Origin of the sequence: Pseudomonas sp. PDM28 (assembly GCF_019219115.1) — a bacterium.
Taxonomy (GTDB): domain Bacteria; phylum Pseudomonadota; class Gammaproteobacteria; order Pseudomonadales; family Pseudomonadaceae; genus Aquipseudomonas; species Aquipseudomonas laurylsulfatiphila.
Genome location: NZ_JAHUWG010000009.1, coordinates 280614 through 297711, shown reverse-complemented (window position 1 = coordinate 297711; position 17098 = coordinate 280614). Strand labels below are relative to the sequence as shown.

Here is a 17098-nt window from a genome sequence, read left to right as displayed (position 1 = left end):
TCGGGGACTTATTCGCGGGGCACCAGGTCCAGGCACACCGAGTTGATGCAATAACGCAGGCCTGTCGGCGGCGGACCATCTGGGAAAACATGCCCCAGGTGCGCGTCGCATTTGGCGCAGACCACTTCGGTGCGGATCATGCCGTGGCTGACATCACGGATCTCGGTCATGGCGCTGTCGCCGATCGGCGCGTAGAAACTCGGCCAGCCGCAGCCGGAATCGAATTTGGTCCTGGAGTCGAACAGCGGTTCGCTACAGCAGATGCAGTGGTAGACACCGTCGGTCTTGGTGGCGTTGTATTTACCGGAAAACGGACGTTCGGTGCCTTTGAGACGGCACACGTTGTACTGCTCTGGATCGAGCATCGCCTTCCATTCTTCCAGGGTTTTTTCCAACTTTTCCATCATCACACCTCAGCGGCTGAAAAAGCCCGATCTGTACCTTTTCCACGGATCGGGCGGCACGTATGATTGCGCCTCGTCAAACGCCAGTCTGGCAGCCAGACCACGCGCATTCAAACGGAAATATGGGTGCTGCATCTCAAGGCGCCGGGCCTGTGTGAATACGCAGGATTCCCAGCACGGCTGTCCAAACGCCGTCTGGATCGTTCATTTTCGGGAACACATCGCCATGCAGGTCAGCAAATCGAACAAGCTCGCCAACGTCTGCTACGACATTCGCGGCCCGGTGCTCAAGCACGCCAAGCGCCTGGAAGAGGAAGGCCATCGCATCCTCAAGCTGAACATCGGCAACCCGGCGCCTTTTGGTTTCGAAGCGCCGGATGAAATCCTCCAGGACGTGATCCGCAACCTGCCGACCGCCCAGGGCTATAGCGACTCCAAGGGCCTGTTCAGTGCGCGCAAGGCCGTGATGCAGTATTACCAGCAAAAGCAGGTAGAAGGCGTCGGCATTGAAGACATCTACCTGGGCAATGGTGTTTCCGAACTGATCGTGATGTCGATGCAGGCCCTGCTCAACAATGGCGACGAAGTGCTGGTGCCTGCGCCTGACTACCCGCTATGGACCGCCGCCGTGAGCCTGTCCGGTGGCAATCCGGTGCATTACCTGTGCGACGAGCAAGCCAACTGGTGGCCGGACCTGGCCGACATCAAGGCCAAGATCACCCCGAACACCAAGGCCCTGGTGATCATCAACCCGAACAACCCGACCGGCGCCGTGTATTCGAAGGAAGTGCTGCTGGGCATGCTGGAACTGGCCCGCCAGCACAACCTGGTGGTGTTCTCCGACGAGATCTACGACAAGATCCTCTACGACGATGCCGTGCACATCTGCACCGCCTCCCTGGCGCCGGACCTGCTTTGCCTGACCTTCAATGGTCTGTCCAAGTCCTATCGCGTGGCCGGTTTCCGTTCCGGCTGGATCGCCATCTCCGGTCCGAAACACCACGCCCAGAGCTACATCGAAGGCATCGACATGCTGGCGAACATGCGCCTGTGCGCCAATGTGCCCAGCCAGCATGCGATCCAGACCGCCCTGGGTGGCTACCAGAGCATCAATGACCTGGTGCTGCCGCAAGGTCGCCTGCTCGAACAGCGCAACCGTACCTGGGAATTGCTCAACGACATTCCGGGCGTAAGCTGCGTCAAGCCGATGGGCGCGCTGTACGCATTTCCGCGCATCGACCCGAAAGTCTGCCCGATCCACAACGACGAGAAATTCGTCCTCGACCTGCTGCTCTCCGAAAAGCTGCTGGTGGTTCAAGGCACCGCATTCAACTGGCCATGGCCAGACCACTTCCGCGTCGTGACCCTGCCACGTGTCGATGACCTGGAGATGGCCATCGGACGCATCGGCGGCTTCCTCAAGTCCTACCGCCAGTAAGCGAGCCTTCACCGTGCGACATGCCTGCCCGTCGCACGGTGATTTTTATCCAGCAACATTTGTTTGCATTGCGTCACAAGCAGTCGTCTTGCCCGCTGCCGGACAACGCCGTGCCTGCTCGCGCCTAACAAAGGCGGGGCCTTCGACATGAATTGACTGACAAACACTTCCTGCACTCGCGTCGGAAATGCCCTGCAAGCAGCTAGACTATTGCCGTAGGACACAGTTTGAAATAGTCACCCGGTTGAATACCCCGGTGCAGCACCTTATATACCCCGCAGTACGCTACATCTTTAGCATGAGGAGATTTCTACAACCATGATGCGCATCCTGCTGTTCTTGGCCACTAACCTGGCGGTCGTGCTGATTGCCAGCATCACCCTGAGCCTATTCGGCTTCAACGGGTTCATGGCGGCCAATGGGGTTGACCTCAACCTCAATCAGCTGCTGATTTTCTGTGCGGTCTTTGGTTTCGCCGGTTCACTGTTCTCGCTGTTCATCTCCAAGTGGATGGCGAAGATGAGCACCAGCACCCAGATCATCACCCAGCCACGCACCCGTCATGAGCAATGGCTGCTGCAAACCGTCGAGCAACTGTCCCGCGAAGCCGGGATCAAGATGCCCGAAGTCGGTATTTTCCCGGCCTACGAGGCGAACGCCTTCGCCACCGGCTGGAACAAGAACGACGCACTGGTCGCCGTGAGCCAGGGCTTGCTCGAGCGCTTTTCGCCCGATGAAGTGAAAGCCGTCCTGGCCCACGAAATCGGCCACGTGGCCAATGGCGACATGGTTACCCTGGCGCTGATCCAGGGCGTGGTGAACACCTTCGTGATGTTCTTCGCCCGGATCATCGGCAATTTCGTCGACAAGGTGATCTTCAAGAACGAAGAAGGCCAAGGCATTGCCTACTACGTGGCGACCATCTTCGCCGAACTGGTTCTGGGCATCCTGGCCAGCGCCATCGTCATGTGGTTCTCGCGCAAGCGCGAATTCCGTGCCGACGAAGCCGGTGCAAACCTGGCCGGCACTGCCGCAATGATTGGCGCCCTGCAGCGCCTGCGTGCGGAACAAGGCCTGCCGGTGCACATGCCCGACACTCTGAACGCCTTCGGCATCAATGGTGGCATCAAGCAAGGGTTCGCTCGCATGTTCATGAGCCACCCGCCACTGGAAGAGCGTATCGACGCCCTGGCTCGTCGTCGCGGCTAAGAGGTTCCACCGCAAATGAAAAGGCCCGCAGCGATGCGGGCCTTTTTTTGTCAGTTTAAAAGCTTCAGTGCTTTCAGGGCCACTTCGCGGGCAAGCCCGCTCCCACAGGATCTGTGAACGCCACAGATCATTGTGGGAGCGGGCTTGCCCGCGAAGGGGCCGGTGCAGCCAGCCACTATTACCGACTGGTAACCCGATACACCCGCTCCTCCAGCCGCGTGACACCTGCCTCCAGAAACTTCCCGCTCTCGCTCAACACGTCCTGATCTTCCAGGATCTTCAGCGCCCATGAGTCCCCGAACAACCGCCGCACCTCATCATCGAGCACAGCAAACGGCGGGCCGGGCATCTGCGCCTGGTCATAGTCCAGGGTTATCACCAGACCATGGGACTCCTTCGGCAGTATCCGCTTCAAGTGAGCGGCATAGCGCTCTCGCATTTCCGCCGGCAACGCAATCAACGCGGCGCGATCATAGAGCGCGGAGCAATCAGCCGTGTCACCGGCCGTCAGCTCAAAGAAATTGCCACACCAAAGTTCGATGGAGCCTGCCCGATAGACCTTGAAAGGCCCCTGCTCACTGATGGCCGGATCAAAGCCATGCTCGCTGAAAAACTCCTCAATGGCTTTTTCCGACAGTTCGACTCCCAGGACCTCATGGCCTTGATGGGCGAGCCAAAGCAAATCCAGGCTTTTTCCACATAACGGCACCAACACGCGTGCCCCCTCTTCAAGGCTTAACGCTGGCCAGAACCGTTTCAGATGAGGATTCACCTGCGGCAGGTGAAAGCCGATCTGATTCGCCGCCCATTTCTTGTGCCAAAACTCCGGCTGCATAAATAACCCCGAAAATTCGATCAAAACACCCTAAAACTTATATTAGATTTAGATTAATGATCTGACTGAAGATGTTGCATCTTAACTCTCAGGAGCTCATTCATGTTCCCCAGCCTGTACATATCCCACGGCTCCCCCATGCTCGCCCTGGAACCCGGTGCCAGCGGACCGGCACTCGCCCGCCTGGCCGCCGAGATCCCCAGGCCCACAGCCATCGTGATTGTGTCTGCACATTGGGAAAGCAATGAGCTGCTGGTCAGCGGCAATCCGCAACCTGAAACCTGGCATGACTTCGGTGGTTTTCCCAAAGCCCTGTTCGAAGTCCAGTACCCGGCACCCGGCGACCCACGACTCGCCGCAGAGGTTACCGAGCTACTGAAAACCGCCGGCTTTCCTGCGCGAATCGACAGCAATCGGCCTTTCGACCATGGCGTCTGGGTGCCTTTGTCGCTGATGTACCCGCAAGCAGACATCCCGATTGTCCAGGTTTCGCTACCCACCCTGGCCGGCCCCACTCTGCAGACCCGCGTTGGCCACGCGCTGGCCAGCCTGCGCGAGCACGGCGTCCTGCTGATCGGCTCCGGCAGCATCACTCACAACCTGCGGGAGCTGGACTGGCACGCTGGCCCCGAGAGTGTGGAGCCCTGGGCGCTGGCGTTTCGCGACTGGATGATCGAGAAGCTCGAAGCGAACGACGAAGCCGCATTGCATGACTATCGCGCGCAGGCACCCCATGCCGTGCGCAACCACCCCAGCGACGAACACCTGTTGCCGCTGTACTTCGCCCGCGCCGCCGGTGGGCCGTTCAGCATTGCCCACCAGGGGTTCACCATGGGCGCACTGGGCATGGACATCTATCGTTTCGGCTAACCAAAAAGCAAAAGATCGCAGCCTTCGGCAGCTCCTACAGAGGAATGCGATCCCGTGTAGGAGCTGCCGCAGGCTGCGATCTTTTTACAGGCAAAAAAAATCCCCGAACCAGTCGGGGATTTTTCATGTTCGATCAATCAGCCCGAGAGCGGATCAATCTTCGCGGTAGCGACGCAGCTTCAACTGCTTGCCGGCAACGCGAGTGTCCTTCAGCTTGGTCAGCAACTTCTCCAGACCATCTTCCGGCAGCTCGACGAGGCTGAAGCTGTCACGCACCTGGATGCGACCGATCGCTTCACGCGCCAGGCCACCTTCGTTGAGGATGGCGCCCAGCAGGTTCTTGGCAGCGATACCGTCACGCGCGCCCAGCGCGGTACGGCAACGTGCACGACCTTCGCCCAGTGGCATCGGAGCGCGACGCTCGCGGTCGCCACGCTCAGGACGGTCACCGGAACGCTCTGGACGATCGCCACGCGGTGCATTGTTCGGCACCAGTGGACGCTCTTTCTCGATAGCGGCCAGGTTCAGCGCTTGACCGTTGGTAGCCTTGCGCAGCAGGGCTGCGGCCAGGGCACGCGGGCTGCAACCGATGTCGGCGGTCAGGCGATCGAGCAGATCACCGTGGGTCGATTCGGCCTCGGCCACCAGCGGCGACAGGCTGTTGGTCAGTTTCTTGATGCGCGCATCCAGAACGGCTTGAGCGTCCGGCAGGCGAACTTCAGCAACCTTTTGACCGGTTACACGCTCGATCACTTGCAGCATGCGGCGCTCACGCGGAGTTACCAGCAGCAATGCACGACCTTCGCGACCGGCACGGCCGGTACGGCCGATACGGTGAACGTAGGACTCAGGATCGTACGGCATGTCAACGTTGAACACGTGAGTGATGCGCGGAACGTCCAGGCCACGAGCGGCAACGTCGGTCGCCACAACGATGTCCAGACGGCCATCCTTGAGGGAGTCGATCACGCGCTCACGCTGGTTCTGGGCGATGTCACCGTTCAGCGCAGCGGCTTTGTAGCCTTTGGCTTCCAGGGCACTGGCCAGGTCCAGGGTCGCTTGCTTGGTGCGCACGAACATGATCAGGGCGTCGAAATCTTCCACTTCCAGCAAGCTGAGAACGGCCGAAGTCTTCTGGTCAGCGTGAACCAGCAGGTGAGCCTGCTCGATCGCGGTAACGGTCTGGGTCTTGCTCTGAATCTTGACGTGCTTCGGATCGCGCAGGTGGCGTTCGGCGATGGCACGGATCGACTGAGGCAGGGTTGCCGAGAACAGTACGGTCTGACGGGTTTCCGGCATGGCCTTGAAGATGACTTCCAGGTCGTCCATGAAGCCCAGCTTGAGCATTTCGTCGGCTTCGTCGAGAACCAGGTGGTTCACGGTCGCCAGTACTTTTTCGTCGCGACGCAGGTGGTCGCACAGACGGCCCGGAGTGGCGACAACGATTTGTGCGCCATTACGGATTGCTTTCAGTTGTGGGCCCATCGGCGCGCCGCCGTAGACAGCCACAACAGTCACGCCCGGCATTTGCTTGGCGTATGTTTCGAAAGCGGTTGCAACTTGTAGCGCCAACTCACGAGTTGGGGCCAGGATCAGAGCTTGCGGCTCGCGCTTGGACGGATCAATGCGGTGCAGAATTGGCAGGGCAAAGGCAGCGGTTTTACCGGTACCGGTTTGCGCCTGACCAATCATATCGTGACCGGCGAGAATGATCGGGATCGACTGCTGCTGAATGGCCGAAGGCTCTTCATAGCCGGTAGCGACTACTGCAGCGACAATATTTGGATGAAGTTCAAGAGCGGCGAAGCCGCCGATTTCCTGGGTCATGGGTCTGCCTCTAAGTGCATCCGCAAAGACCCATGCTCCAAAGCTGCACATGCCGTGTTGAGACTCAAGAGTCGCCCTGGCAGCTTTGTCGGCGGGGATTTGCGAAAACGAATGAATGAAAAGAATCGTCAAGGAAGAGTCCGCTGGGCGGACGTGCAGCCGAAGCTGGCTTCGGGGAATTGCGCTACCTAAACGCGGCCCGGTTAAAGGCCGGCGCGCACTATACCGGAATTCGTCAAAAAAGGGAGCTTTTTTTATCGGAAATCCGCCGGATACACCGTTGTGTCACAGGCTTTGCGAATAATCGGTCAGCCGTCTATTTTTCAAAGGCCCGGCCTTGCGGGTGATGGCGCTAAAACGGTTCACCCTTTACCGTGCAGACCGCAGGTCCCCGCACGCCTTTCCCACCCCCGAGGACCGCTCCATGAATCAGCCCTGCTCCAGTCGAGTCAGCCGCGAACGGCGCGGCCATGTGTTCCTGATCGGTCTGGATCGGGTGGCCAAGCGCAACGCCTTCGATCTCGATCTGCTCAACGCGCTGAGCCTGGCCTATGGCGAATTCGAGGCCGATAGCGAAGCGCGCGTGGCGGTGGTGTTCGCTCATGGCGAGCACTTTACCGCCGGGCTCGATCTGGTCAATGCCAGCGTCACACTGGCAGATGGCTGGCAGGTTCCACCCGGCGGCTGTGATCCGTGGGCGGTGTTCGCCGGTCCCAGGGTCAGCAAACCGGTGATTGTCGCCGCCCAGGGTTATTGCCTGACCATCGGCATCGAGCTGATGCTCGCCGCCGACATCAACCTGTGCGCCAGCAACACCCGGTTCGCGCAAATGGAAGTGCAACGCGGGATCTTCCCGTTCGGCGGTGCCACCCTGCGCCTGCATCAAGTGGCCGGCTGGGGCAATGCCATGCGCTGGTTGTTGACCGGGGATGAATTCGACGCCCGTGACGCCTTGCACCTGGGGCTGGTGCAGGAGGTCATGGCCAGCGAGGACTTGCTGCCCCGGGCGATTGAACTGGCCGAGCGGATCGCCCGCCAGGCGCCGCTCGGCGTTCAAGCGACACTGATGTCTGCGCGACAGGCCCGCTATGAAGGGGAAACCGCAGCGGCACAGGCGTTGCCCGCACTGGTGAAGAAGTTGATGGCGAGCGAGGATGTCAAGGAAGGTGTGCGGTCGATGGTGGAACGGCGGCCTGGGGTCTTCAAAGGGCTTTGATTTTTATATTGGCTTTGATGGCCCTTTCGCGGGCAAGCCCGCTCCCACAGAGTCCGGCGAGCTCCAAAGATCCACTGTGGGAGCGGGCTTGCCCGCGAAGGGGCCCGTCCAGACAATCAATTAATCAGGTCGCCGGGCGAATCGCCTTGATCAACGACAGCAATGAATACCCCAGCCGCGGCGCCAGCGCTTCGGCGCGGGCGATCAGGCCGTCCATGTCCAGCTCCTGATCCAGCTCCGAAGGCACGATCAGGATCACGTTGCCCTCCTTCACCGGCAGCTCCCAATAGTGCCGGTGATACAAACCGCGCAACAAGGCGGCGCCGAGGGGTTTGCCATCGTCGGTCGCCCACTGATTGATGACCAGCCAGCCACCCGGATTCAATCGCTTCTGGCAGTTTTCCAGAAAGCTCCAGGCCAGGTGCCCGACACCGGGGCCGACATCGGTATAAAGGTCGACGAAAATCAGGTCCGCCGATTCTGCGGTATCCAGCAACTCCAGCGCATCGCCAACGCGGATATACAGGCGCGGATCGTCATCCAGCCCCAGATATTCAATGGCCAGGCGCGGCACGTCCGGGCGCAGCTCGATGGCTTCGACATCTTCCAGTGGCAGGAACTTGAGGCAGGCCTGGGTCAGCGTACCGGCGCCGAGACCGAGAAACAGTGCGCTTTCGGGTAGTTCATGGCACAGCGCGCCGATCAGCATCGCCCGGGTATAGTCGTACTCGAGCCAGCTCGGATCGGCGGTGAACACGCAGCTTTGCTCGATGGCATCACCGAACTCGAGAAAACGGTAATCGGCCACTTCCAGCACACGAATCACACCGAACTCGTCCTGTACCTCGGCGAGCAGATGCTCGACGCGTTCCTCAGTCATTTCATCTCCTGACCGTCACCGGGGCCGGCAACGCAATAACACCGCGTGTAGAGAGCGGCAAAGGCGAGATTGTCAGCGATGCGACGGGAACAGGTCACGCACTAATTTGCTGATAACATGGACGTCCGAGCGAAAACACTAGAGACCGTGATGAGCCAACCCTGGAGCCCTGACAGCTGGCGCGCCCTGCCGATCCAGCAACAACCCCGATACCCCGACGCCGCGCATTTGCAGCAGGTCGAGCAGACCCTGGCCAGCTATCCGCCACTGGTGTTTGCCGGTGAAGCCCGGGAGTTGCGTCGTCAGTTTGCCGAAGTGACCCAGGGCCGCGCGTTTCTTTTGCAGGGTGGCGACTGCGCCGAAAGCTTCGCCGAGTTCTCCGCGGCGAAAATCCGCGACACCTTCAAGGTGTTGCTGCAGATGGCCATCGTGATGACTTTTGCCGCCGGCTGTCCGGTAGTCAAGGTCGGGCGCATGGCCGGGCAGTTCGCCAAGCCGCGCTCGGCCAACGACGAAACCATTGATGGCGTGACACTGCCCGCCTACCGTGGCGACATCGTCAATGGCATCGGTTTCGACGAAAAAAGCCGCGTGCCGGACCCCGAGCGCCTGTTGCAGTCGTATCACCAGTCCACCGCCACCCTGAACCTGCTGCGCGCGTTCGCCCAGGGCGGTTTTGCCGATCTGCATCAGGTGCACAAGTGGAACCTGGACTTCATCGCCAACTCGGCGCTGGCGGAAAAATACAGCCACCTGGCCGATCGCATCGATGAAACCCTGGCGTTCATGCGCGCCTGCGGCATGGACAGTTCGCCGCAGCTGCGCGAAACCAGTTTCTTCACCGCCCACGAAGCGCTGCTGCTGAACTACGAAGAAGCTTTCGTGCGTCGCGACAGCCTGACCAACGATTACTACGATTGCTCGGCGCACATGCTGTGGATCGGCGACCGCACCCGCCAACTCGACGGCGCCCACGTCGAATTCCTGCGCGGGGTGAACAACCCGATCGGGGTCAAGGTCGGCCCGAGCATGAACCCCGACGACCTGATTCGCCTGATCGACGTGCTCAACCCGGACAACGATCCGGGCCGCCTGAACCTGATCGCACGGATGGGCGCGAACAAGGTCGGCGATCACTTGCCGCAACTGATCCGTGCCGTCCAGCGTGAAGGCAAGCAGGTGCTGTGGAGTTCCGACCCGATGCACGGCAACACCATCAAGGCCAGCAGCGGCTACAAGACCCGCGACTTCGCGCAGATCCTTGGCGAGGTGAAGCAGTTCTTCCAGGTGCACGAAGCCGAGGGCAGTTATGCCGGTGGTATCCACATCGAAATGACCGGGCAGAACGTTACCGAGTGCATCGGTGGTGCGCGGCCGATTACCGAGGACGGTTTGTCGGATCGCTACCACACCCATTGCGACCCGCGGATGAATGCCGATCAGTCGCTGGAACTGGCGTTTTTGATTGCTGAAACGCTGAAGCAGGTTCGGCGCTGAGCCAGTAACCTTTTTTGCTGCCTGATAGTCCGCCTTCGCGGGCAAGCCCGCTCCCACAATGACCGCGTCGGTCACAATCCATGTGTACGACGCGAACCCTGTGGGAGCGGGCTTGCTCGCGAAGGGGCCAGTTCAGTCACCCTCAATCTGTGCCAATGCCACTCGCAACCGCGCCGCACTCGCCCGCGGGCAGTTCAACTGAACCTGCGCCAGCCCCAGCCAATCCGCCATCTGCCGAAGATTGACCGCCAGCGCCAACATCCCCTCGTCATCCAGCCCCGTTTCTTCTTCATGCACCGCATGCACAGCCAAACGACCCGCCGCCCGCTCGGCACGCAGATCGACCCGTGCGGCAATCCGTTCGTTGTGCAGAAACGGCAGCACGTAATAGCCGTAAACGCGCTTGTCCTGCGGCGTGTAGATTTCCAGCCGATAACGGAAATCAAACAGCCGCTCCGTACGGCTGCGCTCCCAGATCAGCGAATCGAATGGCGAGAGCAAGGCACTGGCCGCGACTTTGCGCGGTACCTTCGGCTGGGGCAGACAATAGGCCGGTTGTCGCCAGCCCTGGACTTCGCAGGTCAGCAACTCACCGGCCTCGACCAACTCGGCCAAACGTGGACGACTGTCCGCAGGGCTCAGGCGGAAATAGTCACGCAAGTCCTTCTCCGTACCGACACCCAAGGCCTTTGCCGCATGCCGTAACAGGCCGCGCTGGGCGTCAGCTTCATCCAGGACGGGCTGCGCAAGCACCGCCGAGGGAATCACCCGCTCGGGCAAATCGTAGAGCCTTTCGAACCCGCGCCGTCCGGCAACGGTCACTTCACCGGCAGCGAACAACCATTCCAGCGCATGCTTTTCCGCACTCCAGTCCCACCAGGGCCCGGCACGCTCCTGACGGGTCGACAGGCTTCCGGCACCCAGCGCGCCCTGCTGCTCGACCGATGCCAGCACGCGACGAATCGTGTCTTGCTGCTCACGCCCAAAACGCGCCAATTGCTGATAGATGTCTTCGCCACGGCTCGCTCGCTGCATGCGCCAACGCATCAGCGGGTATAGGGAAAGCGGTAACAACGAGGCTTCATGGCCCCAATACTCAAAGAGTGTCCGACGCCGGCCCTGGCTCCAGGCAGCCTGGTCGAGCAAGTCGGAGGAGTAATGGCCGAGGCGGGAAAACAGCGGAAGGTAGTGTGAACGCACCACTGCATTGACCGAATCGATCTGCAAAATGCCCAGCCGCTCGATCAGTCGGTTGAGCGCAACAGCCTTGATCGCCGCTGGCGACTGCCGCCCGTTGAACCCTTGGGCGGCCAGCGCCAGACGCCGAGCCTGTTTGAGGGTAAAGGACAATGTTGCGGGCATGGGCATCTCCTTGTCTGCTCGCAACCTACCTCACCGGTAAGGGGTTTGTGTAGCGTGGGATTCATCATTTATTGATCGGATCATTTATGCATCGGGTCGCTCCAGAACGGCTTGATCGACTCGTTCTCCACATCCGCACGACTCATGCCGATGTCCTTGAGTGCTTCGTCGCTCAAGCTCGCCAGCAGTTCGCGCTCGCGATGCAGTTCGTACCAGCGGCCGACCTTGTGCAGCAGATCGGATATCAGGTGAATGGAGTGTTTTTCCGCACCGTGGAACTCATGTTGACCTTTCATCTTGTTGCCCTCCGTTTGGATGGCTCCAGTCTCGCGCCGGGTCTAAGATCAATCCAACGAATGTTTCTGATGTCACATATCTCGGAGATTGATGAATGTCGGCCTACCCGAGTATCGATACCGAAGTGCTGCGCACCTTCGTCGCCATCGCCGACCAGGGCGGCTTTACCCGCGCCGGCGAATTGGTCAACCGCACCCAGTCAGCCGTCAGCATGCAGATGAAACGACTCGAAGAAGACGTGCTGCAGCGCCAGCTGTTCCAGCGCGACGGACGGCAGGTGCGACTGACGGCCGAAGGCCAGGTGCTGCTGGGCTATGCGCGGCGGATCCTCAAGCTGCACAGCGAGGTCTTCAATACCCTGCGTGAGCCCGACATGGTCGGCACGGTGCGCATCGGCACGCCGGACGATTATGTGATGCGATTTCTCCCGGGGATTCTGCGCCGGTTTGCCCAGTCCTATCCGCTGATCCAGATCGAAGTGCACTGCGAATCATCGAAACAGCTGTTGATGCGCCAGGACCTGGACCTGTCCATCGTGACCCGCGAACCGGGCAGCGAAATCGGCCAGTTGTTGCGCAAGGAACGTTTTGTCTGGGCCGAGGCGCAATGCTACAGCGCCCACGAACAGACGCCGCTGCCGCTGGCGATGTTCAACAGCGATTGCTTCTGCCGCCAGTGGGCGTGCAATGCCCTGGATGCCCGGGGGCGCGATTACCGGGTGGCGTACAACAGCGACAGCCTGTCGGCGATCATGGCCGTGGTCAGCGCCGGCCTGGCCGTCACCGCGCAGCTTGAAAGCCTGATCACCGCGGACATGCGCATTCTGGGTGAAGCCGAGGATCTGCCGTTGCTGCCCGAGGCCAGCATCATGCTCGTGCGCAACCTGCATAACCCGTCACCGATCACCGAGTGCCTGGCCGACCACATCATTGATGGCTTCAAACTTTGAAGGCGAGCATCACCGCACAGAACACCAGGAACCCGCAAAACAGCCCGCGCAGCAACCGCTCCGGCAAGGCGTGGGCAACCTTCACGCCCCAACTGATGCTCATCAGCCCACCGACCGCCAAGGGTAGGCCGATCCCCCAGTTGACCTGATGGTGCACGGCATAAGTCACCAGCGTCACCCCCGTGCTCGGCAGGGCCAGCGCCAACGACAATCCCTGCGCAACCACCTGGCTGGTGCCGAACAGACTGGTCAACACCGGCGTCGCCACCACCGCGCCACCCACGCCGAACAACCCGCCCATAGTGCCGGATGCAGCGCCAAGCACGCCCAGCCAGGGCCAGGAGTAGTTCATCTGCGACGCCGCCGTGGTGTGTGCGGCGAACATGCGAACGAGGTTGTACGCCGACAGTGCGATCAGAAACGCGACAAAACCTAGGCGCATGGTTCGCGCATCGATGCCCACCGCCCAGATCGACCCGAGCCAGGCGAAGCAGAACCCCATGAGAGCCAACGGTAGCGCGTGGCGCAGCTCGATCCGGTTGCGCTGATGGTAGCGCCACAGCGCCAGCATCACGTTCGGCACGACCATCACCAATGCCGTGCCTTGGGCAATCTGCTGGTCGAGCCCGAACAGCACGCCCAACAGTGGAATGGCAATCAGGCCACCGCCGATGCCGAACAAACCGCCAAGCGTGCCCAGGGCGGCACCGAACACCAGGTACATCAGAAACTCAATCACGGCCGATTCCTCCTCACATCACGCCATTGATCCTACGCAGTTGCTTATGGCACGGAAACGCACAGCGACGCACAATGGCTGTGCCAAATTCGCACAAGCGCAGACTTGCCATGAACCCCAACCAACTGACCGACCAATTGGCTTTATTCCTCGATGTACTGGAAACCGGCAGTTTTTCCGCCGCCTCGCGCCGTCATCCGATGACCCCTTCGGCCGTGGCACGGCGTATCGACAGCCTGGAAAACGCGGTCGGCAGTCAGCTGTTCATCCGCAGCACGCATGCGGTGCGCGCTACCCCGGCAGGATTGGCCTTCGCCGAACGAGCACGGCGGATCGTCGCCGAATTGCGCCTGGCCCGGGCCGAGGCGGTGTCCTTGAGCAGCGCGCCGGAAGGCCTGATTCGTATCGATGCGCCAGCAGCCTTTGGGCGCCGGCACTTGGCACCGGTGATTGCCGATTTCCTCATGCTCTATCCGGGACTCGATGTGCAACTGCACCTGATCGACAGTTTCGTCGACATGCAGGGCCAGAACCTCGGAAAGGTCGATCTGGTGCTGCGCGCCGGGCAATTGGCCGACACCCGGCTGGTGGCCACGCCACTGGCAAGCATGGTGCGTATTGCCTGCGCCAGCCCTGACTATTTGCGCCGACGCGGCGTGCCGACCGATCCGTCACAGCTGATTGAACACGACGGACTCGATTGGGATGGCCTGGCCCCGCCCTTCGCCTGGCGTTTCGAACGGGACGGGCAAATGCAGTTGCATCGGCCGGCGCGGGTGCGCATGAGCGCCAACAATGCCGAGGCGCTGGTATGCGGCGCATTGGCCGGATTGGGTATTGCGCACCTGCCGACCTGGCTGGCCAGCGAGTACCTGTTGCGGGGTGAGTTGCTGCCGCTGTTCTGCGACAGCGACCTGCCGAAACCGGAAAACGCCGGCATCTATGCCTTGCGCCTGGAACAACAACCCAACTCCCGAAGCCGCTTGTTGCTGGAGTACCTGAAAACCCGCTTCAGCCCGGTGCCGCCCTGGGATCTGCTGTTGCAAACCCATTTGCAACGGCAATGATCAAAATTATCTGGCGCATTAAAGATTCGCCCGCTAGATTCCAAGGATCACAGATCAAGGCTTCGACATGAGCACCGAGCGCAACACCCCGGACAACTGCGACAACCTGCTGCTGGATAATCAGGCCTGCTTCGCCCTGCACTCCACTTCGCTGATGATGACCAAGGTCTACAAGCCCCTGCTGCAGGCGCTGGGCCTGACCTACCCGCAATACCTGGCGATGATGGTGTTGTGGGAAAAGGACGGTTTGACGGTAGGCGAAATCAGCACGCGATTGCTGACCGACCCTGGATCCTTGACGCCGCTGCTCAAGCGCCTGGAAGCCGAAGGCCTGCTCAGCCGAACCCGCAGCCGCGAAGATGAACGCGTGGTGATCGTCGAGCTCACCGAACAGGGCCGGGCGTTGCGCGACAAGGCGCGTGACATTCCCCAATGCATCCTCGGCGCCAGCGGGATGACACTGGAGCGCCTGCAAAACCTGCAAGCGGAGCTGCAAACACTGCGTCGTCACCTGCAGGACAGCCTGTAATTCCCCGCCCACTGTGGGAGCGAGCCTGCTCGCGAATGCAATGTCACATTCAACATAGATGTTGACTGACACACCGCAATCGCGAGCAGGCTCGCTCCCACATTAGCTTTGCGGCCTACCAGAAACACGGGCTCGTCACCTCCTCCTGAAAAAACAGACTGCCCCCCACCGATAGCTCTAAGTCAACACTTGCGAGCATAACCGTCTCGCTACCCTTTGGTTTTTCAAATTTCTTTGAAAATTTATCTTGCGCACCAAACATTAGCGCGATACATTAATTTCGCACTTACTTAGCGCGCAAACATTTAGCGCAAACAATCCAATCCCTGAATGAGGCTTTCACCATGCAAACTCTCTACACCGCAATCGCAACTTCCACCGGTGGCCGTGACGGTCGTGCGGTTTCCAGCGACAACATCCTCGACGTCAAGCTCGCCACGCCGAAAGAACTCGGCGGTGCCGGCGGCGCAGCCACCAACCCTGAGCAACTGTTCGCCGCCGGCTACTCCGCCTGCTTCATCGGCGCCCTGAAATTCGTCGCCAGCCAGACCAAGCGCAGCATCCCGAGCGACGCTTCGATCACCGCCCATGTCGGCATCGGCCAGATCCCTGGTGGTTTCGGCCTGGACATCGATCTGCACATCAGCCTGCCGGGTCTTGAACAAGCCGATGCCCAGGCACTGGTCGACGCCGCCCACCGGGTCTGCCCGTACTCCAATGCCACCCGTGGCAACGTCGATGTGCGCCTGCACGTAACCGTCTAAGCGCCGACTACCCAGGCCCGAACAGGAAACGAACATGAACACTTTCAGCAAAGTCTTGACCGGTACCCTTCTCGCTCTGTCGATCAACGGTGCGTTCGCAAGTGATGGGGTTGAACACAACACCCAGGCGTTCCTCGATGTGCTGAATGCCGGTACCGGCAAGCCGCTTGAACAACTCAGCCCGAAAGACGCCCGCGCCGTGCTGACGGGCGCGCAGGCCGGGGTGAAACTGACACTGCCAAAAGCCGATGTCAGCCAGAAGACCATTCAAGTCGACGGCCAACCGCTGAACCTGACCATCGTCCGGCCGGCCGGGGTCAAGGGTGAACTGCCCGTGTTCATGTTCTTCCACGGCGGCGGCTGGGTACTGGGGGACTTCCCGACCCACGAGCGGCTGGTGCGTGACCTGGTGACGGGTTCGGGGGCAGCGGCCGTGTTCGTGAACTACACGCCGTCGCCGGAAGCCCATTACCCAGTGGCGATAAACCAGGCTTACGCCGCGACAAAATGGGTGGCCGAGCACGGCAAGGAGATCAACGTCGATGGCAAGCGCCTGGCGGTAGCCGGCAACAGTGTCGGCGGCAACATGGCGGCCGTGGTTGCGCTGATGGCCAAGGACAAGGGAACACCGGAGATCAAGTTCCAGGTATTGCTGTGGCCGGTGACGGATGCCAACTTCGAAACCGCGTCCTACAACCAGTTTGCCGAAGGGTACTTCCTCAGCAAAAATGCGATGAAGTGGTTCTGGGACAACTACACCACGGACGCCAACCAGCGTAACGAGATCTACGCCTCACCTCTACGCGCCACCACTGCCCAGTTGAAAGGGTTGCCGCCAGCCTTGGTACAGACCGCCGGTGCCGACGTGTTGCGCGACGAAGGCGAAGCCTACGCCCGCAAACTCGATGAAGCCGGAGTGCCGGTGACCTCGGTGCGCTACAACGGCATGATCCATGACTACGGTCTGCTCAACGTGGTGAGCCAGGTGCCAGCGGTGCGTTCGGCGATGTTGCAGGCGTCTGAAGAGCTCAAGCAACACCTGAAGAAATAACGCCGTACACAATGTGGGAGCGGGCTTGCTCGCGAAGGCGGCGTGTCAGTCGACATAAATATCGAATGGAAAGACGCCTTCGCGAGCAAGCCCGCTCCCACAGGGGGTCGACGCTGAAGGTGAATATTTCAGGCACAAAAAAGCCCGACTCAATGGTCGGGCTT

At 60.5% G+C, this 17098-nt stretch carries 17 protein-coding genes; 10 read left to right on the top strand and 7 right to left on the bottom strand.

The window, feature by feature from the left end; all coding sequences use genetic code 11:
* Positions 1 to 8 precede the first annotated feature (8 nt).
* Positions 9 to 404: a peptide-methionine (R)-S-oxide reductase MsrB gene (gene msrB / locus KW841_RS21750; protein ID WP_218479702.1), complete on the bottom strand. Its 396-nt coding sequence runs from the start codon at positions 402 to 404 to the stop codon at positions 9 to 11.
* A 226-nt stretch (positions 405 to 630) separates the two neighbouring features.
* Between msrB and KW841_RS21745 the strand changes: the two genes are divergently transcribed.
* Positions 631 to 1842: a pyridoxal phosphate-dependent aminotransferase gene (locus KW841_RS21745; protein WP_007973513.1), complete on the top strand. Its 1212-nt coding sequence runs from the start codon at positions 631 to 633 to the stop codon at positions 1840 to 1842.
* Between the two features lie 318 nt (positions 1843 to 2160).
* Positions 2161 to 3051 (top strand): protease HtpX, encoded by an 891-nt coding sequence (htpX, locus tag KW841_RS21740; RefSeq protein ID WP_007973520.1) that lies wholly within the window; start codon positions 2161 to 2163, stop codon positions 3049 to 3051.
* Positions 3052 to 3229: 178 nt separating this feature from the next.
* Here htpX and KW841_RS21735 read toward each other — a convergent pair whose 3' ends face one another.
* Positions 3230 to 3886 carry a thiopurine S-methyltransferase gene (locus KW841_RS21735; protein ID WP_218479701.1) on the bottom strand — a complete coding sequence of 219 codons (657 nt, stop codon included), beginning with the start codon at positions 3884 to 3886 and terminating at the stop codon, positions 3230 to 3232.
* A gap of 102 nt (positions 3887 to 3988) precedes the next feature.
* Between KW841_RS21735 and KW841_RS21730 the strand changes: the two genes are divergently transcribed.
* Positions 3989 to 4756 carry a class III extradiol ring-cleavage dioxygenase gene (locus tag KW841_RS21730; RefSeq protein WP_218479700.1) on the top strand — a complete coding sequence of 256 codons (768 nt, stop codon included), beginning with the start codon at positions 3989 to 3991 and terminating at the stop codon, positions 4754 to 4756.
* Positions 4757 to 4909: 153 nt separating this feature from the next.
* Here the strand turns inward: KW841_RS21730 and KW841_RS21725 are convergent, their stop codons facing one another.
* The gene (locus KW841_RS21725) at positions 4910 to 6583 is read right to left on the bottom strand and encodes a DEAD/DEAH box helicase (RefSeq protein ID WP_007973525.1); all 1674 of its coding nucleotides are present in this window, start codon (positions 6581 to 6583) and stop codon (positions 4910 to 4912) included.
* A gap of 424 nt (positions 6584 to 7007) precedes the next feature.
* On the opposite strand from KW841_RS21725, the gene KW841_RS21720 reads away from it, so the two are divergent.
* A complete protein-coding gene (locus tag KW841_RS21720) occupies positions 7008 to 7799 on the top strand; it encodes a crotonase/enoyl-CoA hydratase family protein (RefSeq protein ID WP_218479699.1) in 792 nt (263 codons plus the stop codon).
* Positions 7800 to 7923: 124 nt separating this feature from the next.
* Here KW841_RS21720 and KW841_RS21715 read toward each other — a convergent pair whose 3' ends face one another.
* The gene (locus tag KW841_RS21715) at positions 7924 to 8679 is read right to left on the bottom strand and encodes a spermidine synthase (RefSeq protein WP_218479698.1); all 756 of its coding nucleotides are present in this window, start codon (positions 8677 to 8679) and stop codon (positions 7924 to 7926) included.
* Positions 8680 to 8829: 150 nt separating this feature from the next.
* Here KW841_RS21715 and KW841_RS21710 point away from each other — a divergent pair, with 150 nt between their 5' ends.
* Positions 8830 to 10176: a class II 3-deoxy-7-phosphoheptulonate synthase gene (locus tag KW841_RS21710; RefSeq protein WP_007973530.1), complete on the top strand. Its 1347-nt coding sequence runs from the start codon at positions 8830 to 8832 to the stop codon at positions 10174 to 10176.
* Between the two features lie 132 nt (positions 10177 to 10308).
* Here the strand turns inward: KW841_RS21710 and KW841_RS21705 are convergent, their stop codons facing one another.
* Entirely contained in the window at positions 10309 to 11538 is a 1230-nt protein-coding gene (locus KW841_RS21705) for a winged helix-turn-helix domain-containing protein (protein ID WP_218479697.1), read from the bottom strand.
* An 80-nt stretch (positions 11539 to 11618) separates the two neighbouring features.
* Positions 11619 to 11834, bottom strand: coding sequence for a DUF1127 domain-containing protein (locus tag KW841_RS21700; RefSeq protein WP_007973532.1), 216 nt, complete (start codon positions 11832 to 11834; stop codon positions 11619 to 11621).
* Positions 11835 to 11929: 95 nt separating this feature from the next.
* On the opposite strand from KW841_RS21700, the gene KW841_RS21695 reads away from it, so the two are divergent.
* Positions 11930 to 12784 (top strand): LysR substrate-binding domain-containing protein, encoded by an 855-nt coding sequence (locus tag KW841_RS21695; RefSeq protein WP_102700339.1) that lies wholly within the window; start codon positions 11930 to 11932, stop codon positions 12782 to 12784.
* On the opposite strand, the gene KW841_RS21690 is transcribed toward KW841_RS21695, so the two are convergent.
* Positions 12774 to 13508: a sulfite exporter TauE/SafE family protein gene (locus KW841_RS21690; protein ID WP_218479748.1), complete on the bottom strand. Its 735-nt coding sequence runs from the start codon at positions 13506 to 13508 to the stop codon at positions 12774 to 12776. The two genes, KW841_RS21695 and KW841_RS21690, sit on opposite strands and share 11 nt — an antisense overlap.
* Before the next feature lie 125 nt (positions 13509 to 13633).
* Here KW841_RS21690 and KW841_RS21685 point away from each other — a divergent pair, with 125 nt between their 5' ends.
* The 4 genes from KW841_RS21685 to KW841_RS21670 all read left to right on the top strand — a co-directional run bounded on the left by KW841_RS21685 (position 13634) and on the right by KW841_RS21670 (position 16934).
* Positions 13634 to 14590 (top strand): LysR family transcriptional regulator, encoded by a 957-nt coding sequence (locus tag KW841_RS21685; RefSeq protein WP_218479696.1) that lies wholly within the window; start codon positions 13634 to 13636, stop codon positions 14588 to 14590.
* 67 nt (positions 14591 to 14657) lie between these two features.
* A complete protein-coding gene (locus tag KW841_RS21680; RefSeq protein WP_218479695.1) occupies positions 14658 to 15119 on the top strand; it encodes a MarR family winged helix-turn-helix transcriptional regulator in 462 nt (153 codons plus the stop codon).
* Positions 15120 to 15463: 344 nt separating this feature from the next.
* Positions 15464 to 15883 carry an organic hydroperoxide resistance protein gene (locus KW841_RS21675; protein ID WP_218479694.1) on the top strand — a complete coding sequence of 140 codons (420 nt, stop codon included), beginning with the start codon at positions 15464 to 15466 and terminating at the stop codon, positions 15881 to 15883.
* A 34-nt stretch (positions 15884 to 15917) separates the two neighbouring features.
* Entirely contained in the window at positions 15918 to 16934 is a 1017-nt protein-coding gene (locus KW841_RS21670) for an alpha/beta hydrolase (RefSeq protein ID WP_218479693.1), read from the top strand.
* Positions 16935 to 17098 lie beyond the last annotated feature (164 nt).